21 protein-coding genes are annotated in these 23,221 nt (G+C 38.9%); 15 read left to right on the top strand and 6 right to left on the bottom strand.

Features of this window, described 5'->3' with window-relative positions:
• The first annotated feature begins 16 nt into the window (after positions 1-16).
• Positions 17-2,605: an ATP-dependent chaperone ClpB gene (gene clpB, locus BS1321_RS06170; RefSeq protein WP_063232191.1), complete on the top strand. Its 2,589-nt coding sequence runs from the start codon at positions 17-19 to the stop codon at positions 2,603-2,605.
• A gap of 82 nt (positions 2,606-2,687) precedes the next feature.
• Here the strand turns inward: clpB and BS1321_RS06165 are convergent, their stop codons facing one another.
• Positions 2,688-2,879 (bottom strand): YjzD family protein, encoded by a 192-nt coding sequence (locus tag BS1321_RS06165; RefSeq protein ID WP_063232190.1) that lies wholly within the window; start codon positions 2,877-2,879, stop codon positions 2,688-2,690.
• A 297-nt stretch (positions 2,880-3,176) separates the two neighbouring features.
• Between BS1321_RS06165 and BS1321_RS06160 the strand changes: the two genes are divergently transcribed.
• The 3 genes from BS1321_RS06160 (at position 3,177) to BS1321_RS06150 (ending at position 5,253) form a co-directional block, all read left to right on the top strand.
• Positions 3,177-3,899 (top strand): alpha/beta fold hydrolase, encoded by a 723-nt coding sequence (locus BS1321_RS06160; protein WP_063232189.1) that lies wholly within the window; start codon positions 3,177-3,179, stop codon positions 3,897-3,899.
• A gap of 102 nt (positions 3,900-4,001) precedes the next feature.
• Complete coding sequence (locus tag BS1321_RS06155; protein WP_063232188.1) at positions 4,002-4,832, top strand: Rossmann-fold NAD(P)-binding domain-containing protein; 831 nt, start codon at positions 4,002-4,004, stop codon at positions 4,830-4,832.
• Between the two features lie 238 nt (positions 4,833-5,070).
• Positions 5,071-5,253 (top strand): ComZ family protein, encoded by a 183-nt coding sequence (locus BS1321_RS06150; RefSeq protein WP_034314525.1) that lies wholly within the window; start codon positions 5,071-5,073, stop codon positions 5,251-5,253.
• 43 nt (positions 5,254-5,296) lie between these two features.
• Here the strand turns inward: BS1321_RS06150 and BS1321_RS06145 are convergent, their stop codons facing one another.
• On the bottom strand, positions 5,297-5,518 hold the full coding sequence (locus BS1321_RS06145) for a hypothetical protein (protein WP_063232187.1): 222 nt from the start codon (positions 5,516-5,518) through the stop codon (positions 5,297-5,299).
• A gap of 201 nt (positions 5,519-5,719) precedes the next feature.
• Here BS1321_RS06145 and BS1321_RS06140 point away from each other — a divergent pair, with 201 nt between their 5' ends.
• The 4 genes from BS1321_RS06140 (at position 5,720) to BS1321_RS06125 (ending at position 9,713) form a co-directional block, all read left to right on the top strand.
• Positions 5,720-6,655, top strand: a complete 936-nt coding sequence (locus tag BS1321_RS06140) for a beta-ketoacyl-ACP synthase III (protein ID WP_063232186.1) — start codon at positions 5,720-5,722, stop codon at positions 6,653-6,655.
• A 50-nt stretch (positions 6,656-6,705) separates the two neighbouring features.
• Complete coding sequence (fabF, locus tag BS1321_RS06135) at positions 6,706-7,944, top strand: beta-ketoacyl-ACP synthase II (protein WP_063232185.1); 1,239 nt, start codon at positions 6,706-6,708, stop codon at positions 7,942-7,944.
• Positions 7,945-8,081: 137 nt separating this feature from the next.
• The gene (locus BS1321_RS06130) at positions 8,082-8,849 is read left to right on the top strand and encodes a DUF2268 domain-containing putative Zn-dependent protease (RefSeq protein ID WP_063232184.1); all 768 of its coding nucleotides are present in this window, start codon (positions 8,082-8,084) and stop codon (positions 8,847-8,849) included.
• A 108-nt stretch (positions 8,850-8,957) separates the two neighbouring features.
• On the top strand, positions 8,958-9,713 hold the full coding sequence (locus tag BS1321_RS06125; protein ID WP_034314514.1) for a YjbA family protein: 756 nt from the start codon (positions 8,958-8,960) through the stop codon (positions 9,711-9,713).
• A 36-nt stretch (positions 9,714-9,749) separates the two neighbouring features.
• On the opposite strand, the gene trpS is transcribed toward BS1321_RS06125, so the two are convergent.
• The gene (gene trpS, locus BS1321_RS06120; protein ID WP_063232183.1) at positions 9,750-10,736 is read right to left on the bottom strand and encodes a tryptophan--tRNA ligase; all 987 of its coding nucleotides are present in this window, start codon (positions 10,734-10,736) and stop codon (positions 9,750-9,752) included.
• Between the two features lie 540 nt (positions 10,737-11,276).
• Between trpS and BS1321_RS06115 the strand changes: the two genes are divergently transcribed.
• Positions 11,277-12,455, top strand: coding sequence for a putative glycoside hydrolase (locus BS1321_RS06115; RefSeq protein WP_081112852.1), 1,179 nt, complete (start codon positions 11,277-11,279; stop codon positions 12,453-12,455).
• Between the two features lie 51 nt (positions 12,456-12,506).
• Here BS1321_RS06115 and BS1321_RS06110 read toward each other — a convergent pair whose 3' ends face one another.
• Positions 12,507-12,695, bottom strand: a complete 189-nt coding sequence (locus BS1321_RS06110; protein WP_034314508.1) for a hypothetical protein — start codon at positions 12,693-12,695, stop codon at positions 12,507-12,509.
• Between the two features lie 96 nt (positions 12,696-12,791).
• On the opposite strand from BS1321_RS06110, the gene BS1321_RS06105 reads away from it, so the two are divergent.
• From BS1321_RS06105 to pepF, 6 genes are all read left to right on the top strand, one after another.
• Complete coding sequence (locus BS1321_RS06105) at positions 12,792-13,373, top strand: GNAT family N-acetyltransferase (RefSeq protein WP_063232182.1); 582 nt, start codon at positions 12,792-12,794, stop codon at positions 13,371-13,373.
• A 955-nt stretch (positions 13,374-14,328) separates the two neighbouring features.
• Positions 14,329-14,724, top strand: coding sequence for a transcriptional regulator SpxA (gene spxA / locus BS1321_RS06095; protein WP_034314502.1), 396 nt, complete (start codon positions 14,329-14,331; stop codon positions 14,722-14,724).
• 493 nt (positions 14,725-15,217) lie between these two features.
• Positions 15,218-15,886, top strand: a complete 669-nt coding sequence (gene mecA, locus BS1321_RS06090; RefSeq protein ID WP_063232180.1) for an adaptor protein MecA — start codon at positions 15,218-15,220, stop codon at positions 15,884-15,886.
• A 116-nt stretch (positions 15,887-16,002) separates the two neighbouring features.
• The gene (cls, locus tag BS1321_RS06085; protein WP_063232179.1) at positions 16,003-17,511 is read left to right on the top strand and encodes a cardiolipin synthase; all 1,509 of its coding nucleotides are present in this window, start codon (positions 16,003-16,005) and stop codon (positions 17,509-17,511) included.
• Positions 17,512-17,604: 93 nt separating this feature from the next.
• Complete coding sequence (locus BS1321_RS06080) at positions 17,605-18,813, top strand: competence protein CoiA (protein ID WP_063232178.1); 1,209 nt, start codon at positions 17,605-17,607, stop codon at positions 18,811-18,813.
• 196 nt (positions 18,814-19,009) lie between these two features.
• A complete protein-coding gene (gene pepF, locus BS1321_RS06075) occupies positions 19,010-20,827 on the top strand; it encodes an oligoendopeptidase F (RefSeq protein WP_063232177.1) in 1,818 nt (605 codons plus the stop codon).
• A gap of 938 nt (positions 20,828-21,765) precedes the next feature.
• Here the strand turns inward: pepF and BS1321_RS06065 are convergent.
• Both BS1321_RS06065 and BS1321_RS06060 read right to left on the bottom strand, forming a co-directional pair.
• Positions 21,766-22,659 carry a ClpXP adapter SpxH family protein gene (locus BS1321_RS06065; protein ID WP_063232175.1) on the bottom strand — a complete coding sequence of 298 codons (894 nt, stop codon included), beginning with the start codon at positions 22,657-22,659 and terminating at the stop codon, positions 21,766-21,768.
• Positions 22,656-23,060 carry a globin domain-containing protein gene (locus BS1321_RS06060; protein WP_063232174.1) on the bottom strand — a complete coding sequence of 135 codons (405 nt, stop codon included), beginning with the start codon at positions 23,058-23,060 and terminating at the stop codon, positions 22,656-22,658. Before BS1321_RS06060 ends, BS1321_RS06065 begins: the two co-directional genes overlap by 4 nt.
• Positions 23,061-23,221: the final 161 nt, after the last annotated feature.

The raw sequence follows: 23,221 nt of genomic DNA, 5'->3' as shown, positions 1-23,221 counted from the left end.
AATGGGAGGTTTTAAGATGGATATTAATAAAATGACGGAGAGAACCCAACAGGCGTTCATTGGCGGCCAGGAACTAGCCAAAGATAGAGGGAATCCCGAGCTGACGGAGCTTCATTTATTAAAGATCTTAATGGAACAGGATGAAAGTTTATTAATCAGAATTTTATCGGAATCTGGTAAACCGATGAATCTATTTGATATAGAGCTAAATAAGGAACTGGATCGATTACCGGAAGTGAGCAGGAGTGTTTCCCAGGTTTACATGTCATCCTCCCTACAGCAAATTTTAACGGCTGCCGAAAAAGAAATGCAGATGTGGGAGGATGAATATTTATCTGTAGAACATATACTGCTTGCGTCATTGCAAGTCAATAAAACGAATGTAAACAGGCTTTTTTCATCATATGGAATTGATTATGCTAAAGCAAAACGGGTTATAAACGATATAAGGGGGAATCAGCGAGTGACTAGTCAAAATCCTGAAAGCACTTATGAAGTACTGAAAAAATACGGCAGAGATCTCGTTGCTGAGGTTAAATCGGGGAAGGTCGATCCCGTAATTGGTCGAGATACGGAAATCCGTAACGTCATCCGGATCCTTTCACGTAAAACGAAAAATAATCCTGTATTAATAGGGGAACCGGGAGTAGGTAAAACAGCCATCGTCGAGGGGTTGGCACAAAGGATCGTCAGGAAGGATGTGCCGGAAGGATTAAAGGACAAGACCGTTTTTTCACTAGATATGAGTGCGCTTGTCGCTGGGGCCAAATTCCGCGGTGAATTTGAAGAACGCCTAAAAGCGGTGTTGAATGAGATCAAGAAGAGTGAAGGTAAAATTCTTTTATTCATTGATGAATTACACACAATTGTCGGTGCAGGAAGAACAGATGGCGCACTTGATGCCGGAAATATGTTAAAACCGATGCTTGCGCGCGGTGAGCTGCATTGTATCGGTGCAACGACCCTTGATGAATATCGACAATATATTGAAAAAGATCCGGCCTTGGAACGCCGTTTCCAACAGGTTCTGGTTCCTGAACCGGATGTGGAAGATACGATTTCAATTTTGCGGGGATTAAAGGAACGGTTTGAAATTCACCATGGTGTCAGGATACATGATCGGGCGATCGTTGCTGCCTCTGTCCTTTCGAACCGATATATAACGGAGCGATTTTTACCGGATAAAGCGATAGATCTTGTGGATGAAGCATGTGCGATGATCCGAATGGAAATCGATTCAATGCCATCCGAGTTGGATGAAATCACGAGAAAAGTCATGCAACTTGAAATTGAAGAAGCTGCCTTGAAGAATGAGGAGGACCCTCAAAGCAAAGCAAGGCTTGAAGTGCTTCAAAAAGAACTATCAGAACTTCAGGATCAAGCGAATAGCATGAAATCCAAGTGGCAAATGGAGAAATCGGCGCTTCAAAAGGTGCAGGATCAACGTGAAGAGCTTGAGAAACTGCGTCATGAACTGGATCAAGCAGAGAATGACTATGACCTAAACCGGGCAGCTGAACTTCGACACGGAAGGATTCCGCAGCTTCAAAAAGAATTGGAAGCAATGGAAGACGAATTGGAAAAGGAAAAACAGGAATCACGATTGCTTCGCCAAGAAGTGACGGAGGAGGAAATAGCCTCGATTGTTGCAAGGTGGACGGGGATCCCCATAAGCAAGCTGGTGGAAAGTGAAAGGGAGAAACTGCTTCGCCTATCTGATATCCTGCATGAACGCGTAATAGGTCAAGGGGAAGCGGTGGAACTCGTATCCGATGCGGTTTTAAGAGCAAGGGCTGGAATTAAAGACCCAAACAGACCAATCGGTTCATTCATCTTTCTTGGGCCGACGGGTGTCGGTAAAACCGAACTGGTAAAAGCTTTGGCAGAAACGTTATTCGATAGTGAAGAACATATGATTCGAATCGATATGTCGGAATATATGGAGAAACATTCTGTGTCCCGACTTGTTGGTGCACCTCCTGGATATGTTGGGTTTGAGGAAGGCGGCCAACTTACGGAGGCTGTCAGGAGAAACCCATACTCAGTCATATTATTAGACGAAATTGAAAAGGCGCATCCGGAAGTCTTCAATATTTTGCTACAAATGTTGGATGATGGAAGGATAACAGACTCTCAAGGCAGAACAATCAACTGTAAAAATACGGTGATCATCATGACTTCCAATATCGGTTCCCATTTCTTATTGCAGTCCAACCGGGTGGATGGAGGAATTGAAGAAGAAATAAAAGATCAGGTCTTTAAAGAGTTAAGAGGCCATTTCCGTCCGGAATTTTTGAATCGCGTTGATGACATTGTTTTATTCAAACCTCTGACGAAACAAGAAATCGTTGAAATCGTAGATAAAATGGTTCATCAATTACAAGAAAGGTTAACTGAACAAAATATAGTCCTGAACGTCACTGAAGCGGCTAAGGAATTCATTGCGGACCAGGGATATGATCCGGTATATGGAGCAAGACCGCTGAAGCGATTCATCCAAAAGCATCTGGAAACGAAAATCGCCCGTAAAATCATAGCTGGGACTGTTGAGCTAAAAGAAGGAATAACGATTGATTATGATCATGATGAATTGGTCCTCATATAAAAACGTTGCAATGTAGTTTACCCGTAAGCAAAGTATGGTATAACAAAAAGGACATCCTAAAAAGGATGTCCTCTTTTGTTTCTTAATGTTGATGAGAGTCTTTAGCTGGCCCAGCAGGCAAGATAGCAGGGATGATAAGAATCAGGATAGCAGCAGCTAATCCTAAAATCGTTCCCTGCGCAGCATCGTATGAAACTCCGCTCATGGAAGAAACAACATATACAGTCATATGCACTAATAAGAATGTCCAAAAAATTGCCCAAGCATAACGCATCGAATTTCACCTCATTCCACTACATTCATTTTTATCTTACCATAATTAATATACAGTTAAAACGTGTTTTTAATAATAACCTTTAAATAAATCAATACATTAAATCATAAGAGAACTTTTTCTGGCAGACTAGTTGGTTCCAAACGTCAAAAGGGAAATCATAGGGGAAAAATAAACACAAAAATCATCCCAGCTTGGTTAATTTAAGATAAGAAGTTAGGCGTTTCCACTGACCCTTTCTATTTTTCGTCATAAATTAATATAGTAGTAGTAATATTCCTTAAAGGAGTTTGAACGATGGAACAACGAACTTTTCAAATTGATGACCAATGGAATATCATCTATTATCCAGAGCGGCCCAGTGGTTTTTCCGTAATGGTAATTGGAGACCGTAGTCATTTTGTCGAAAAAGACAGCAGCTTTTGGCTGCAGCATCCTGGCAGGCTGCAGATATTGGAACATTTAAAGGAATACGGATACACGCTATTTTCATCGAATTTCCACGGAGCCAACTGGGGCAGTCCTAAAGCACTGGACCTTTCCCTTAACCTATATATTCTTTTCTTGAAAAAAGAAATAGTCAATCAAAGGGTTCATATATTGGCAGAGGGGACAGGCGCGCTCCTTGCCTTAAAGTTAATGAATGAACTTGGTAATAAAATACGGTCTGTCGTATTGATCGATCCGGTTTTTTCCTTGAAAGCACAACTGGAAAAAGAAAAGGAAAATAAGTTCTTCTTTAAAAAGTGGCTGTCCGAGGTCGCTGCTGCATATGAGCTCGATCTGGCAGAATGTGAACAGCATATCCTGGACACTGAAGATTCAGTAATCGCAGAGAATATCCCCATGAAAGTGATCCAGGTTTTTGGAAGCTTACGGAAAGAGCAAGCCTCCCTTTATCGACAAATCCAGCTGGCTAGAAAAGCAGACTTGCAGCTGACGTATATATTGCCCGAAAAACGTTATAAAATCCCCTATCAAATACAAAAGTTTTTCAATGAGAATGAAGAGACTTTATGAGAAGAGATATATTTTTACAATAGTTTGCATACGATACAGCATCTAAAAAAACTAGACGTGCCGAATGAAGTGGGCTTGATGGCATACGAGGAGGCTGTATTTATGCAAACAAACATTGTCATTGGAACTTATCGATTCGTGGGATTCTATGTGACTCAATATTTATTGAACCAAGGAGAAGAAGTAATCGGAATCGATTGGGCTGATTCAGAAGCAAGTCAATATATTATGGAAGAAAAGGAACTTGAAATAGGCAGGAATTCAAATTATATATACTTTCCGATAAATAAACTTAAATTATTGGATATTAAACAGCAGGACACGGTGTTCATATCTTGTTACGATATTCAAAGCGGAAAAATGGACAAAATCGATTTTGTAATAGGCGAAATCGTTTCCCTCATTGAGAAATGCAAAAAAAATGGCAAGAATGAAACGCCAAATTTCGTTCTTTTCATGCCCATCGAAAAAGATGTCAGTATATTCCAGTACGTATTAAGCTCGATTCGTGGAATAGATTCTGCAAAAATTATATTCTTACCGACGATTTATGGACCTTGGCAATCGGAAGGCATGAGCTTTGAAGCTGGAATCAATCAGCTTGAACAGTCTGATATCAAGGCGGCAATTGCTGCCGAATATACCGGAGATGCTCTCTACATCACTGATTTTGTTAATGCTTTGGAAGAAGTCACCTCATCTTCCGATAGGGACATCCAATTGTGCAGCAGTATAGATGATCATTGGAATAAATGTGCCATGTTAATATTTGGTGAGAGTATGGATTCAGTCGCTTCCCAATCAACAACTAAAATCAATAAAGGAACAATTTTTGAAGTGAAAAGCAAATTGGAACCAGAAGAAGGCATTGCTTTACAAAGAAAACATAATAAACGATTAAACTTACTTAAAACATGGAGAAAGCGTGATTAACGGAGGAGACCATAATCAAATATGAAATCGAAATTTTTCGTTATTTTGGGAAGGACAAAACTGCATATTTGCCTCTAATCCATATGTCTTGTACTATAATGTTCAAGGATAGGAATTAACTTCAAAAGATATTCATGATTTTATATGTACGCCCTTTACGAAAGGGTCATGTGGAATTATGATAATATTGAGGTTTATTTGGACATCACAATGATCTCAAAAGATAGGGGGAAAGCGAATGAGTTCAGATAAAACTCTTGAATTTATGGGAATCGCCATGAAGTACTTCCCAGAGGCTAAAGCGAAGCTTGAAGCAAGCGGGATTCCATTCTCAATGGAGATGGCAGAGCCATTCATGGAGCTCTTTAAAAGCGTAATGCAAGAAGCTTATGAGCTTGGAAAACAAGATGCTCAGCGTTAATTAAAGGCAGGCTGTCCGGTAAAAGGGCAGCCTTAAATTTTTTTCATTCTTTTTTCAAGAACTTTGCGATCAATGGGTTCAGATTAATTTTTTCAATTGTCGGTTTGTATTGACTGTATAAGCCCATCAATGTTTCGACGCTCTCCATCAATTGCATGTAATCAACCCTCGATTCCTCTTGCTCCGGTTCAGCTTTCCTGCCAAACATCAAATTCGAAAAATGATCATCCGGGTTTCTCTCGCCGTTGCGATTGAATATGTCCACAATGAATTCCTCCTATCTCCTTTTATTAATAATGTATGTCCCTAATTTCCCCTGGCATAGGCGCTTGGCCGACTTTGGAAAGAGATTTCCTTAGCCTTTCAAATTGTTAACTCTTGCAAGGAAGTGTTTTTTTATATAAAATTAGTACCAGGTAATAATAGATGCTTATAATAACTCATTAAAATATAAGGGGATGGCAAGATGAATGCTGGAATATTAGGGCTTGGCCGCTACTTACCCGACAAAATCGTTACAAATGCGGATTTAGAGAAAATTATGGATACTTCCGACGAGTGGATTCGGACTAGGACGGGTATTGAGGAAAGAAGAATTGCAAAAGATGATATTGATACATCAGATATGGCTTATGAAGCCGCAAAAGCTGCATTGAAAAATGCGGAAATTTCGGCTGAAGAGATAGATTTAATTCTTGTAGCTACTGTTACACCGGATCAGTCGTTTCCTTCTGTCGCTTGCATGATTCAAGAGAAATTGGGAGCGATGAAGGCAGCTGCAATGGATGTAAGTGCTGCATGTGCCGGTTTTATGTATGCAATGATCACGGCACAGCAATTTATTAAGACAGGTGCATATAAGCATGTGTTGATTGTCGGTGTTGAAAAGCTTTCGAAAGTAACCAATTGGGAAGACCGTAATACTGCTGTACTTTTTGGTGACGGAGCGGGTGCAGCTGTACTTGGACCTGTATCTGAAGGCAAAGGGGTCCTTTCCTTTGAATTAGGCGCAGATGGAACTGGTGGGAAGCACTTATTACAGGAAGGAGATTTCATTCATATGAATGGACGTGAAGTATTTAAATTTGCTGTCCGTCAGATGGGGGAATCCAGCCTGAGTGTATTGGACAAAGCTGGTTTGACAAAGGAAGATGTGGATCTGCTTGTTCCGCATCAAGCAAACATACGCATTATGGAAGCTTCAAGGGAACGCTTGGGTCTCCCACTTGAAAAAATGACAAAAACGGTTCATAAATATGGAAATACTTCATCAGCGTCCATTCCAATGGCCCTTGTGGAAGAAATGGAAGCAGGAAGAATCAAGGACAATGACTTAATCATCATGGTCGGTTTTGGTGGTGGCCTTACATGGGGAGCGATCGCTCTTAGGTGGGGTAAATAAAAGAAGAAGCAAAACGTAAGAGCTTTAAAAATAGGAAGGAGCGATTTTTAATGACTAATCGCCGTGTAGTTGTAACAGGTATTGGAGCAATCTCTCCAGTTGGTAATGATGCAGAAACTGGATGGAAGAATATAATTGAGGGGAAATCGGGGATAGGGCCTTTAACTCGTTTAAATGCTGAAGAATTCCCCGTTAAAGTTGCTGCTGAAATCAAGGATTTTGATATAGAGACATATATAAATCGTAAAGAAGCACGCAAAATGGATCGTTTTACCCATTATGCAATTGCAGCATCCGTTATGGCATATAATGATAGCAAGCTGGAAATAACCGATGAAAATGCTGCACGTGTCGGGGTCTGGATCGGTTCGGGTATCGGCGGGCTGGAGACACTTGAAACACAGCATGAAAACTTTTTAAATAGAGGATATAAACGGGTGAGCCCATTTTTCGTTCCAATGATGATTCCGGACATGGCAGCTGGCCAGGTTTCTATCTTACTGGGTGCAAAAGGAATCAATTCATGTACGGTGACAGCCTGTGCAACAGGAACAAATTCAATTGGTGACGCGTTTAAAGCCATTCAACGGGGCGATGCCGATGTCATGATCACAGGTGGGGCCGAAGCGCCAATCACAAAAATGTCGGTTGCAGGCTTCTGTGCAAATACTGCTTTATCGACCAACCCTGATCCACAAACCGCTAGCCGTCCTTTTGATCTTAATCGTGATGGTTTCGTAATAGGGGAAGGAGCTGGAATTATCGTTCTGGAAGATCTTGAACATGCATTGAATAGAGGAGCCAAGATTTATGCTGAAATAGCTGGTTATGGCTCAACTGGAGATGCCTTCCATATTACAGCTCCGGCACCAGGTGGAGAAGGCGGGGCAAGAGCGATGAAAATCGCAATTGAGGATGCAGGTTTGAATCCGGAAGACATCCAATATGTGAATGCCCACGGAACGAGTACACCATACAATGACAAATACGAAACGATGGCAGTCAAAGAAGTCTTTGGCGACCATGCTAATAAACTTGCAATAAGTTCCACTAAATCAATGACAGGCCATATGTTAGGGGCAGCAGGAGGTGTGGAAGCAATATTCACGATTCAGGCAATCAGGGACAGCATTTTGCCTCCAACCATCAATATTGAAACACCTGACCCTGAGTGTGATTTGGACTATGTTCCGAATCAAGCAAGGAAGGGCGAAATCAATGCAGCCATCAGCAATTCACTTGGATTCGGTGGACATAACGCAACTATTCTTTTCAAGAAATATCAATAAGTTTTAAAGGAAGGGCAGATCTTTTGGGATCTGCTCTTTTTATATTGAAGGGAAAATGAACATGCAAAGGATAGAATATGTGTCAACCGCCCTCTTTAAATCATACGATAGTCAATAGAAGCGGAGGTGTATGGGAAATGGGAGTCATTTCAACCAATGAATGGATGAAGAAGGATTTTAACCGCCCGGTCCAGATGCTGGAAAGACTTAAAAGTACATTCAACAACCTTGGTGCGGACATGATTTATCATCATTTATTGAAGCATGGCATGTATTCGCCGAATCAAAAAACAAAACTCATTTTGGAAGACTTAAAAGAAAATAATATATGGGAAAAAACACAAAGCTTGTTTACAGCTTATAAGAAGCTATGGGGAGGTCCTGATGTTCCCATATATATTTTTCCGCTCATGTCTTCAGGTATATGGAATAAAAAAGTTGAAACGAAGTCAGGGTTGGCATTTAAAGATAAACTATTCCTTTTTTACGGCAAGGGGATAGCCGAAAAGGAAATGGAGGCCCTATTGATTCATGAATATCATCATGTTTGCCGTCTGCATCATTTGAAAAAGGACCAAAAAGAATTCACTCTCCTGGATACGATGATCATGGAGGGACTGGCGGAAAGAACGGTGGGAAAATATTTAGGAGCAAAATTTTTAGCGAAATGGACTAAGTTATATCAGGAAGATAAACTACGAGAATTTTGGAGTAAGCATTTAGAGGAAAATCACATGATAAAACGTACAGATCCTCTTCATGATGTACTTCTGCTTGGGACGAAAGGATATCCATATATGCTTGGATACTGTAGTGGCTATTATCTGGTGAAAAATTCTGAAAAACTCTCTGTGAAAAAATCATTCACTATTCAATCTGAAGAATTCTTATCAAAAAAGAGTTAAAATATACGTTCTTTTTTTCTTAATCTGTTTTCTAGAATAGGAATAAATTGTATGGTTCCTGCCTATACTGATTGACAAACAGAAATTTGTTTAAGTGAGGGATGAATGATGCTATATCTTCATGATGTATGGGTTAACTGGTTTGAAGGAGAAGAAAACGGCTATAATATTTGTCATTTTCATGAATGGAGGAAGGATGATGGGATTGAACTACTAGATCAAGTTCCTTTGTTGAAAGTGTCATCAACATTGTTCCACTACATAGAAAACGACTTGTCAGAATTACCTAAGCCTTTGCTGAATGATGTGTATCAAAAAGCATATGCAAGGAAAAATCATGAACGAATTCAGCTTGACTATTGTTTTATCGTGACTGATGGAAATGGAATTTTAGCTGTTGATACGATAGGTTATCATATTCCGATTAGGAAAAGCAGAATAATTCCCCGGCAGGAACAAATTGTTTATGACATGATAGAAAACCATGATGAGATGGATTACACCTTTACTGAAAAACCTACATCTGAGAAAGAATATCATATTTTGTCGCCGTCTCCCTTATTCATGAACGGTTTGACAAGAAAAGAAAGACAGCTTAAGCAATTGCTATTCATGGCCATGGACCAATTATTCACGGCGAAAAACACTGCTGAAATCCGCTATTGGTATACAGAATGGGCCCCTGAGAAATATGAAAGTATTCAAGAAATGGATTTTCAGATAGCTTGGCTTGAGTTATATGAAGAAATGAAGGAAGGCTGGTCAGAGAAGCACCTTCAACTTTGTGAAAACCTTGTGAAGGGGCAGCCTTTTTTTGAAAAGCTTTGGCAAGTGGAGGCTGGCGATAGCCCATCAATATTATGAACAAAAAAAGACGATCCGTTGAGGATCGTCTTTTTTTTATCTCTTTCTGCCAAGTCCCATGCCATTATACATTTTTCTGATCATTTTATTGGCTTCAATGTTCGCCTTTTCTGCCCCGCGGTCCAGAATTTCATCCAATTCAGGAGAATCGATCAATTCATTATAGCGTTCCTGGATTGGTAGGATTTCTCCAAGAACCACCTCAGCCAAATCACTTTTAAAGTCACCATAACCTTTGCCTTCATACATCTCTTCAATTTCTGAATAGGATTTTCCACTGAAGATGGAGTATATGGACATCAGGTTGGAAACACCCGCTTTGTTTTCCTTATCGTAACGGACAATTCCTTCCGAATCGGTAACTGCGCTCTTGATGTTTTTTTCGATTTGCTTCGGATCATCTAATAGGGCAATTGTTGCCTTTTTATTAGGATCAGATTTGCTCATTTTCTTGGTTGGTTCTTGAAGGGACATAATACGTGCCCCTTCTGTAGGGAGGCTGATTTCCGGGATTTTAAATATATCATTATGCTTTTTATTGAACCGTTCAGCCAAATCGCGTGTCAATTCAAGATGCTGTCTTTGATCTTCCCCGACAGGAACCACATCTGTACTATAAAGGAGAATATCGGCAGCCATCAACGGCGGGTAAGTAAGCAGTGCTGCGGATACCCCTTCTTTGCCAGCGGATTTGTCCTTAAATTGCGTCATTCTCTCAAGTTCACCAATATAGGAGATACTTTGTAAAATCCAGCCCGCCTGTGCATGCGCTGGTACTTCTGATTGAATGAAGATGGTATTCTTTTCAGGATCCAGACCAATGGCCAAATATAAAGCGGCCAATGTTTTGATGTTTTTCCTTAACTTTATGCGATCTTGTGGAACTGTAATTGCATGCTGGTCAACAATACAAAAGAAACAGTCATATTCATTTTGTAAGTTAACGAATTGTTTCATGGCTCCGATGTAATTTCCTAAAGTAACGGAACCGGATGGCTGAATGCCGGAGAAAATCCTTTTCAACTGCTAGTCACTCCTCTAATTGCGTTTATTGATAAATGGATATTCGCTCTTCATTATTGTAAGGATAAATAGAAAATGAATCCACTTTCATTGAAAGAAATGTGCGGTGCTCCCATGATAGGGAAACGCTCATTTAAATCTTGTGGAGGGCCGTTTTGTCCTGTATCGATGCCATTCTGAGAATACGAAATGTCCACTATACTGTATTTTAGCATTTATTCATATTAAATGTATAATCGAAACGGCAATCAAGCAAATAGAACGGATTTTCCGTTTCTTTTTTTTGATTATGGAAGAAATGAAGGGTTCAAGGAAAATCAAACCGTTTAACATATTTCACAATGAGCAGACCATTTTAGGGAAGGATACTCACAAGGGAATACAGGATTGTGAACGTATTCTTAAAACTGAAACTTTGTAAGACAAGTTTTTTAATTATTTATAATATATAGGAGTAAAGTTAATTGTTTGTGGTATTAAAGAAAGGGGTTTATTATATTTGTTGAATATTGATGACTGATGGCGAATGAGGTGGAGAAAATGAAACCAAAGTGTAAATGGTTGATGACAGGTATGTGCATATTCCTGATTCAACAGCCAGTTCATGCACAAGGCATGAACGAAACCAGGCAGGTGGCATTAGAAAATAAAGAATTGCCTGTGAGCGTACCGCGTTTTGTTTTTGATTCGGGGTTGAAATTCGACTATCCGGATGCTGTGCGCGGAATATATGTGACCGGACCTGCAGCGGGTGGCAATAAATTGAATGAACTTATTAAGTATGTAGATGAAACCGATTTGAATGCGATGGTCATTGACATTAAGGATGACAGGGGGAACGTTACGTTTAAAACCGAAGATCCCGATTCTCCATATGCTGGGATTGGTAAAGACTACATAAAAAACCCAAGGGCAATGCTGAAAAAATTTGAGGATAAACAGATTTATCCGATTGCAAGGGTAGTCGTCTTTAAAGATTCCCTTCTGGCTAAAGAAAAGCCTGAATTATCATTTTTAGATGGTGAAAAGGTATGGAAGAATGGTCGAGGGGAAGCCTTCGTTAACCCATTCTTAAAAGAAGTGTGGGATTATAATGTCGGTATTGCCATTGAAGCGGCAAAGATGGGTTTTAAAGAAATTCAATTTGACTATGTCCGTTTTCCTGAAGGATTCGAAAATAAAGAAGAAGATTTGAAATATGATGTCGGTGAATATGATGAAGCGAAAGTGAGTCATACAGCCAAAAGGGTTCAGGCAGTGACAGATTTCGTAAGTTATGCGAGGAAACAACTGGAGCCATATGGTGTGGAAGTGTCAGTGGATATTTTTGGATATTCGGCTACATTGCCTGAAGCTCCAGGAATTGGGCAAAACTTCACAAAAATCTCTGAGAATGTCGATGTAATTTCCTCGATGATCTATCCAAGCCACTGGACATCTTATTTTGGTATCGATAAGCCCGATTTGGAGCCTTATAATCTCGTTAAGGAATATGCGAAATTGGAGAACGGGAAGCTGAAGGAATTAAAAACACCACCTACTTCAAGACCATGGCTACAAGATTTTACTGCCTCATATTTAGGAGAGGGGAATTACCAAAGATATGGTAAGGAAGAAGTGGAAGCTCAAATAAAAGCATTGAATGATAATGGTATTGATGAATACTTATTATGGAATGCAGCAAATCGATATACAAAGGGAGTAGACTATACCCCATAAAAAAAAGGATGACCTTGGAAGATCCTTCCGGTCATCCAAATTCTCTCTGAATTACCGCTTTTTATTCCCGCCAACTTGACTCCACCCTGACTGAATTCGTTTCGATTGATCGAAAATATGAGAGTGACGTTTCCCGCCAAACCATTTTTCGCCGATGCCATTCGTCACAACGCCATTCACAGCTGTAATGCCAATAACGCAAGCAGCGACTAAAAAAAAGTCCAAAAAGTAACTAATCATCAAAACCCTCCTAATATTTTCAAGCTATTCAAGTTCCATTGTAGTGGATAAGAAAAAATCTGGAAAGTATAAACTAGCAAATGAGGAGATTAAATTATGAATTGGTATGAAAAACTAAACCAGTATTTCCCTATTGAAGAAATGAAGTCCAAAGAACATATAGAAGTTCTTTTAGAAGATAAGCAGGAAATATATAAGAAGGATGAAGGGCCCGACCATGTTTTATTGTATGTGGAAGGGGAAGAGTTTATATTCGTTGATTACCTTTTTGTATCCAAGAAATCAAGGGGGCAGGGACTAGGAAGGAAATTAATTCAAAAATTGCAAAAAAAGCAGAAAACGATCTTGCTGGAAGTAGAACCAATACAAGAAAATGATGATGATACATTTAAAAGGCTGAAATTTTATAAAAGGGAAGGGTTCCAGCATGCCTCTTCGATTTCCTACAGCAGAAAATCACTTGCGACCAAGGAGAATACGCCTATGGAAATCTTATATTGGCCGGCAAATCCATCTGTTGATGAAGAAGACGTATTTGATTTCATGAAAGAGATTTATTCTGAAATCCATACTTACAAAGATGATGATCTATATGGGAAATCTTATCAAGATGTAGAAGATGTACTAAGCTTGAATGCAGGTCAGGAAACGGATATTTTTAAAGAGATGGAAGTTTGAGAAAAAAGGGCTGGTTGTTCACCAGCCCTTTTTAGTTTGTCGAAAAAAGTACGGTAAAGGACGAAAAATTGTGTGAACGGCCGAAAAAGTGCTCCAGCAGAAAACAACCGGAACATTTTTCAAAGAAAAATTGAGGCAAACTATCTTTTCTTAGAATTTGTCGATAAAAGGAGCTCCGGAATGGTTTTACCTCGAACCATGTTTTTTAAAAGGAGAACTTGGTTAACCTTCAATTTTCACTTTTTTTATTTGGATGTAACCCCCAATATATTGAAGAAATTTGCGACACTCCTGCCGAATAACTGGCTTGCCGAGACCCGCTAGATGCTTGCGGCAAGGAGGCTTGGCAGACAGTCTGCGGAAAGGGAGCGGATTTCTGAAATCAACTGGATCGTTTTTTTTGACTGTAGCAAACTGTCTTTTTTTATTGTGCATATTTTGCAGGAAAACGAATATCTATAACTTCTTGGATGGTAGATTGCTCCCTTATCGCTGATTTTTTCGAATTACCTTTTTTACTTTTGGAAATATATGTGCTAAAAGAATGGTTTTTCTTGTAAAAGGAGGAATTTGCTTTTTATTAAAGAAAATATATTAACATGATCTTGTTTATTGACAAAGATTGGGGGTAAATAAAAGTAACGAGTTAATTAAAAAATCATGAGGGCCGTATTGAGAGTTAAATGAGAATGGTAGGTAGGTATTTTCAATTAGAAAAAGCGGTTTTAATGTATTACATAAAAAACAGAAATAGCTATAGTACAGGCAAAACTAGAAGTTTAAAAGGATTTTTCCAAATATCAAAAAGGGTATTCATTTTAAATAAATTAGTGTATAATAAAGAAAATGAATTACTTATTTAAAATTATTTCAAATTAGAGTGGTACTTATGAATACTAATAGTAGATTTCCCCTCATAGATCACCGATTCTATATTTAGGGAGTGTGAGTAAACATGGTAACATTATATACATCACCTAGTTGTACTTCATGCAGAAAAGCAAAAGCATGGTTAGAGGAACATGAGATTGGATATAAAGAAAGAAACATTTTTTCAGAACCGTTAACGATTGATGAGATTAAAGAAATTCTTCGAATGACAGAAGATGGAACCGATGAAATCATTTCAACACGGTCAAAAACTTTCCAAAAGTTAAACGTAAATTTAGAGAGCCTGCCTCTTCAAGAATTATATAAATTAATCAAGGAGAATCCAGGTCTGTTAAGACGTCCAATTATCCTTGACGAGAAACGGCTTCAAGTTGGTTATAACGAAGATGAGATAAGACGCTTTTTACCGCGTAAAGTTCGTACCTTCCAGTTACGGGAAGCACAACGTATGGTCAACTAATAAGGTCTTTCAAGCTCTGCCAGGAAATGTGCAGGGCTTTTTCTTTATACATAACCAATTTTCGCTGATTTTTTTAACATAATAACGGGGAACATAACAGGATTCATAGGCGACAGCAGACGTTTCTGAGCCTGCAGCAGGTCCCTTGAACCGGTCATCATTTAAAGAAAAAATAAGAATGAAGCTCATCATGCCATGTATATAATAAGGCATTAACGGCAGTAAGATTAAAATTGAATAAAGCATTATGATAGTTGCATGCGGATGAATTTTTTTATAGAATGAATGGAATATTAGGCAAACAATTGTTTTTTAGATAAGTAATGTTTTTTATTTCCCTTCTTCAAGGTTTTGTCATAAAATGATGTAAAATAGTCTGTTTTAATGACTATCATGATTTACAGTATTCACTTACGGGTAAAGAGCTTTTAAGAGCAATTTTCGCTTGGGGGTTATTATCCCTTCAAAATGAGAAGGAAGGGAGAGGGGAATCATGGAAATCGAACGCATTAATGACGATACAGTTAAATTTTATATTTCCTATATAGATATTGAGGAAAGAGGCTTTGATCGCGAAGAAATTTGGTACAGCCGCGAACGAAGTGAGGAACTTTTTTGGGAAATGATGGATGAAGTGCATCAAGAAGAAGAATTCATGATTGAAGGACCTTTATGGATTCAAGTTCAAGCCCTTGAAAAAGGCTTGGAAGTTTTGGTCACAAAAGCCCAGCTTGCCAAAGATGGTCAGAAACTCGAGCTGCCTCTTTCAGATGATAAGTTAAGGGATTTGAATGTATCAGACAAGATGGATACGCTACTTGATCAACATTTTCATGGTAAAGATGAAGAAAGCGGTATGACATTCGAAGATGGTATGATTGAATTCATCACGATTTTCGAGGATTTTGAAGATGTCATTTCATTAAGCAAGCGTCATGGCTTGGATGACTGGACGACAAAACTTTATGTTTATCAGAATAAATATTATCTTTATATCGAATTTTCCGAGGCGGAGATTGATGAGGAAGAAATCGATAATGTTCTAAGTCTTTTATTGGAATATAGTCAGGAGTCACCTATAACGGTGCACATGCTTGAAGAGTACGGGAAGATAGTTATCGAAAATGATGTATTCACAACGGTCGATAAATATTTCGCATAGACTGTTGAGGCCGATTTCAGTAGAAATCGGCCTTTTCGTCCAAGAATAAATGTTTTTTTTACCTTAGCAGGGAGGTTTTTAAATGTGCCTGTGTTTGTTAATTGGAGGTAGTCTAGGTGAAGAATATAGTTGGCATCGGTCTGCTTATTCTCTTGTTGGTCAGCACTTGGTATTTTCTAATAAATGGCGTCGATGGCGGGCTGATTTTTTATTCTAGCCTTATATTGACCCTTTTCTTGGTGATAATTGGATTCAACATTTTCCTGGAAAATCGAGATCCCATCCAGACCATAACATGGCTTGTTATTTTTGGCGCTTTTCCATTCATCGGTTTCATTTTTTACTTTTTGTTTGGCCGTAATTTTCGGAAAGAAAGGATATTTCGCAAGAAGTACTTTTTGGATAAGCAGAGTTTCGTGAAAATTAGCGGCGAAGCGGAATATAATGAACGAATTAAGGAAATGGGCGAGAACCCTCAGCAGTTAATCACTCTTGCAAATAGGCTGGGGAATAGCCCTATTTCATTTACGACTGAAACTCGGGTTTTAAGGAATGGTGAGGAGACATTTTCCAATATCATCGAAGAATTAAAAAAAGCCAGACATCATATTCATTTAGAATATTATATTGTGAGGGATGACCGCATTGGCGGTCTGCTAAAGGACATCTTGATACAAAAAGTAAAAGAAGGGGTAGAGGTCCGATTTCTCTATGATGCGGTTGGTTCTTGGAAGTTAGCTCGCTCTTATATCGATGAACTGAGGAATGCGGGAGCCGAAATAGTGGCCTTTGGTCCGGTGCATCTCCCTTTATTAAATAATAAATTCAACTTTCGTAACCATCGTAAAATAATTGTGATCGATGGCTCGGTCGGTTTCATCGGCGGCCTTAATATTGGGGATGAATATTTGGGACAAGATCAGAAATTCGGTTCCTGGCGGGATACGCATCTTATCATAAAGGGGGAAGCGGTCAGGACTTTACAGCTCATATTTCTGCAGGATTGGTATTATAGCACCAATAATAGTTTTTTAAGTGATGAATATCTCATGGCTGGCCTGCCGAACCATCACGGACATGGCGGAGTTCAATTGATTGGCGGCGGACCGGATAGTGAGTGGACGATCATTAAAAGCATTTTTTTTAAGATGATCACATCAGCAGAAAAGTCCGTCTGGATTGCCTCCCCGTATTTCGTTCCTGATGACGATATCTTTCAAGCGTTGAAGGTGGCTGCTTTAAGTGGTTTGGATGTCAGGCTGCTCGTCCCGAAGAACCCCGATAAACGTATCGTATTTCATGCTTCGAGAACTTATTTTCCCGAATTGCTTGCTTCCGGAGTTCGTATATTTCAATATAATGAAGGCTTCATGCATAGTAAAATCATCATCGTTGATGACCAACTGGCATCAATTGGGACAACCAATATGGATATGAGAAGCTTTCACCTGAATTTCGAAGTCAATGCTTTTCTCTACCGAACGGAAAGTACTCAGCAGCTGGTGAATGATTTTTTGGAAGATATAAAGGTATCCCAAGAAGTGGAGATTGATGCGTTTTCCAAACGGAATTTCGGTTTGAAAGTATTGGAGTCCACTTGCCGTTTGCTTTCACCCCTTCTTTAGATACTTTCCTTTATGCCGATCAGGCATTTTTTTTTGCGGATTAAAAGGAATCCTAAGCGAAGCAGGCGAATGTAGTGGATGAGGAGGAGATTTATGCTAACTGCGATAAAGAAGGATGGGACATGGATTACCCTCCCTGAAAAGATACCGGCAAACGTGATTGATGAATGGAGAAAGTCAGCAGACTATTACTGTCCATGCTGCAAGATGGAAATGACCATCAAAGCGGGAAACGTCAGGGTCCCGCATTTCGCCCATAAAAATGGTTCTTCATGCCGTGCTTTTTCAGAACCGGAATCCGCCTATCATTTAATGGGAAAAAGAAAATTGTTTCAGTGGTTTTTATCACATGGTTATCAAGTGGATCTAGAAGCCTACCTTCCCGAAATTAAGAAAAGGGCTGATATTTTAGCTAGGATAGGAGGTAATCGCTATGCAATAGAATTTCAATGCTCAGTTATCCCCGAGGTTGAATTCATGGAAAGGACAAGAGCCTATCAAAGCATAGGCATCAAGCCAATCTGGATCCTCGCTGCAAAACGCTTAAAAAGGAAAAGCTTGTATGAATTCAGTTTATCCCGCTTCCAATGGCTCTTCGTCACCGGCAGCTTCCATCATCCGTTTCTTTGGATGTTTTGCCCGGAAACTGATCATTTATCAGTATTGAAGAACCTCACTCCTTTTACCCCTAGAACCGTCTTTGCCGAATTGACAACAGCTTCTTTAAAGCTGCTTCCCCCTAATCGTGCATTGCCCCAAAACTGCTTTAGTTTCCCTTTTCTGCCTGCGTGGAGATATAAACGAAATGGCTGGTCCCTCCATCGAGTGAAAACAGCACGCAGATGCGATCCTTTTTTCGAGGGGTTATATTTACATCATATTTCACCTGCGACACTTCCCATTGAAGTGGGTGTTCCCGTCAGAGGGATGCTGTTAATCGAAACTGCTTCAATCGAATGGCAGGCATGGTTATACATGGATGTGTTTCAAGAGAAAAGAACAGGGGAAAAGATTTCTATGGCTGATATTATCCACATTTTTAGAAAGCGTTCAAAAATAGGGGAAATAAAGTTCAGACCGTTGCCATTGCTTCATGAAAAACCCATCGAGTTTCCTGTAGGTCAATATATCATGATTTTGGAGCAATTGGGTTATCTATCAAAGCTGGAAGAAGGGGTTTTTAAAGTTGAAAGGGAATTTACCCTTCCCTTAACCAGTGATCAAGCTCAAATTTTGGAAAAAAATTTCTATGATAAGCATAAATTGATGATGGAAAAGGGAAATATCCAGTATAATCAGTGATAACATCTCTATTTATCTTGAATTCAGATGAAATGGCAGGATTATTTTTGTGAATGGAGAAATAGTAATAAGAACTGGGAATTAAAAACTTTAAGAAAGTATGAACGCCGAATGAAGTATTGCGGCGTTCAATCCGGTTTAACGAGTTAGCCCAATGGCCAATGGCAAGTTTCTATAGAATGGGGAGGAATTTTTTATGGCACAGAAAACAAAAGCGAATACATTACCCTCAAGAAGTGAAATAGCTCCTGAAGATACTTGGAGACTGGAAGATATCTTCGCAACCGAGGAAGATTGGGAAGCGGCCTTCAAAGCGGTAAAGGAAGACCTCAAGAAAGCGGAGGCACATAAAGGGACGTTGGGAGAAAGCGCAGAAAAATTATTTGCGGCCCTTCAACTCCAAGATGAAGTATTCGAGAAGCTAGGGAAAGTTTATTCTTATTCACATATGCGCAATGATCAAGATACAACCAATCCTTTTTATCAAGGGATGGAGGATCGGGCAAAAGCTTTATACGCCCAGGCAGCAGCTGCGTTTTCATATATGGTTCCTGAACTATTGAGTATTGACGAAAGCAAAGTGGAAGGGTTTTTGGAAGAAAAAGAAGAATTGAAATTATATAAACATTCTTTAGAGGAAATTAATCTTCAGAGACCCCATATTTTATCTGCAGAACAGGAAGAATTATTGGCCCAAGCATCAGAAGTACTCGATGCATCGGGCAATACTTTCGGAATGCTTAACAATGCCGATTTGAAATTCCCGACCATCAAGGATGAAGAGGGAAATGAAGTGGAAATAACTCACGGAAGGTATATTAGTTTTCTTGAGAGTGAAGATCGCCGTGTACGTGAGGAGGCATTTAAAGGGGTATATAGCAAGTATGGGGAGTTCCGTAATACATTTGCTTCAACCCTGTCAGGTGAGGTGAAAAACCACAACTTCAATGCCACGGTTCGAAAATATGATTCAGCACGCCAAGCGGCGTTAAGTAATAATAACATTCCGGAGACCGTATACGATAATCTCGTTAAAACGGTCAATGACAACTTGCCATTACTGCACCGTTATCTTGATTTACGTAAAAAAGTACTGCAATTAGATGAACTTCATATGTATGATCTATTCACTCCTCTTGTTAAAGAAGTGAAGATGGAGGTGACATATGACGAGGCCAAAGATTATGTCCTAAAAGGTCTTGCTCCGCTTGGGGAGGACTATTTGAACGTTTTGAAAGAAGGATTTGAAAACCGTTGGGTCGATGTGCATGAAAATAAAGGGAAACGAAGTGGTGCCTATTCTTCTGGTACATACGGGACGAATCCTTATATTTTAATGAACTGGCAAAATAACGTCAATAACTTATTCACGCTCGTTCATGAGTTTGGGCATTCGGTCCATAGCTACTATACACGTAAATATCAGCCATATCCATACGGGAATTATTCAATATTTGTAGCGGAAGTTGCATCGACTTGTAATGAAAACCTGTTGAATGATTATTTACTGAATTCAATCGAAGATGAAAAGAAACGCATCTATTTATTGAATCATTACCTGGAAGGTTTCCGTGGCACATTGTTCCGACAAACGATGTTTGCAGAGTTTGAACATACCATTCATTTAAAGGCTCAAAATGGGGAAGCGTTGACAGCGGATATGCTTACTAAGGAATATTATGAGCTGAACAAGAAATACTTTGGCGAGAACGTGACTATTGATGAAGAAATCGGTTTGGAATGGGCTCGTATTCCACATTTCTACTATAATTACTATGTTTATCAATATGCAACTGGAATCAGTGCAGCAACAGCATTGAGCAAGCAAATCCTTGAAGAAGGAGAGCCTGCTGTCAAAAGGTATCTGGAGTTCTTGAAGTCAGGAAGTTCCGATTATCCGATTGAAGTACTCAAAAAGGCTGGCGTTGATATGACAAAATCCGAGCCTGTACAAGAAGCCATGAATGTATTCGAAGAAAAATTAAATGAGTTGGAAGAGCTTTTGAATAAATAGGATGTAGATGGGACCCGAGCACTTCGGGTCCTTTTCAACTTATATGGATGTCTTTCATAATCCTTTAAAACGATTTCTCTGATTTAAGCTATGAAGAATTATGAAGAAAACAAAAAATAAAATAGGGGAGGTAAAATACAGAGGAATGAGGTCCATGATACCGAGTAGCTGGACAAATAGCGACCCTATCAAGAGTATGAGTAGAATAAAGCCTTTCAATTTGGTCACCTCCAACCTGACAGAAGTAAAAGATTATCTGCTCTTTATTAGATAGTATGTTTTAGAATAAGCAGTATTCTAAGATTATGACAATAATGTGAAGTTGCGCACAAAGTTCTTGCAAATAAGGTGTATAATCTGCTATAGTACAGATATAGAAGTTATCACATCCCAAACATATACCCCTTTGTTTGTTCGTCGTGAAATTTCTCCCATCCCCTTATTCGTATAAATAGATGAAAACCCCAGCAAATTTCGCGATTTGCCGGGGTTTTTCATTTGCATAAAAAGTAAAAAGATTAAAATGGTACCGGTTGTAACAAAAGTTGAACAAAAGATTAAGTAATAAAAAGAAATGATTTGATTATTATTGTGATTTATTTCACAATTAGATTTATTCTCAATATAAAAAGATATCAAAAACACTTATAATATTAAATTTAAAAGGGCTTCTATTTAGCTATATTCCAGAAGGGGCAATAAAAAATGAAAAATATATATTGTGAACAATTTGTGAAAAGTTACACATAATGTTGAAACATAAATGGGTTATCTGTTATATTATTTATTGTGAAGTGGATCACAAACAAACTTATACCCCTTTGTTTGATCGTGAAAAAATTTCTCCCATCCCCTTATTTCTTATAAAAAAACCATGCAAATCGAAAGATTGCATGGTTTTTTCTTTTTTATATAACAAATTAAAGAAGCAGTCAATTTCATGACTGCTTCTTTGTATATCTCCAAAACGTTCCGTATTTAGCAGGTATTTTCTCTGCCAACTGTTTTAAAACAAGTTTTTTCATTTCCAACTCGACGTTATTCTTATTCATATTATAAACCGTTTCAATTTCCTTTGTGGCCACTAGTTTGAAACAGCTTAAAAACTCTTCGAGAGAGGGGGGGGTTGCAGGGGCGGGAAGACCATTCAGCATATCTTCTAAAATTTGAACATATACCTCGTATGAATAGACACCCGAAACTTTAATTCCCTCTTCTTCAATATTTTGATTGAAAAAAACAAGGGAAGGTATTTCAGTTACTTCCATTTCGCTTGTGATTTTCATGTCACATTGAAAGCCTTTAGCTGCACTGGAAGAATTGATGTCATAAAGGAATTCCTCCACATCCAATCCAACCATTTTGGCACATTCGGTTAAGACTTCGATATTGGAAATATCCTTTTTTCCTATGAATACATATTCTTGAAGCTGCCTTAAAAAGCGAATAGCCAATTTACGGCCCTGCAATTCCGCTGCTTTTATTGCGATGGAAGCTGTGTATGGAGAAGAGATTGGGTTTTCGGACCAAAGGCTCCCGTCGCAGGACATTCCCGAGCGGCTGGCTGTCTTTTCCCAAACTTGAGCAATGTTTTCAAAATTTTTATTTTTCCCCATATTAAGAGAATCGATTTTACCGCTTAAAACATGGCGTAAACTGAACAATTGGCCATATTCTATCTGTAATTTCCTAATAATTGGTTCTAAGCCCCAGCATTCGGGACAAAGCGGATCAACAAAAACATAAATTTCAATTGGCTTTTTTCCTATATCATAGCAATGCTGCGTCTTGATCCAATCGGAAATATTGAAAACTGGTTTTTGTGCGCTCAACTGTCTTCTCCTTTCCCGTCAGTTCCGGATGTATTGATCATATGCTGTGCCGTCAAATAGAGGCGGTGATAGAAAAACTCCCTAATCTCGCCCTCAAGTCCAACTTCGTCCATAGCTTGATACATGCATGTGAGCCATGCTTTCGCACGTTCTGGTGTAATTTCAAAAGGTATATGTCGAGCCCGCAACATAGGATGGCCATGCTCTTCGGTATATAAAGAGGGACCACCTAAATATTGAGTCATAAATTGTTTTTGCTTACGGACCGTTTCAGTTAAATCGTCAGGGAATATTGGCTGCAGATCCGGGTGTTGACTAACGTTGGAGTAAAACACATCAATTAATTTGTGTAATTGCCCTTCTCCTATTAATTCATATGGTGTAGGGTTCCCTTGCATCATGTTGATTACTCCTTTTAAAGAAAGATGATTGATATTTATTCATATTTTATCAATGACGTACTGATATAACAAATATATAGCTTAAAGAAAATTTTACATCTGTAGTATGACACAGGGGAATGATCGGAAATGACAGCTTTTGGGGAGCTTTACCATTTGTT

Origin of the sequence: Peribacillus simplex NBRC 15720 = DSM 1321, assembly GCF_002243645.1 — a bacterium.
GTDB classification, from domain to species: domain Bacteria; phylum Bacillota; class Bacilli; order Bacillales; family DSM-1321; genus Peribacillus; species Peribacillus simplex.
This window is presented reverse-complemented; position numbering and strand designations above follow the sequence as displayed.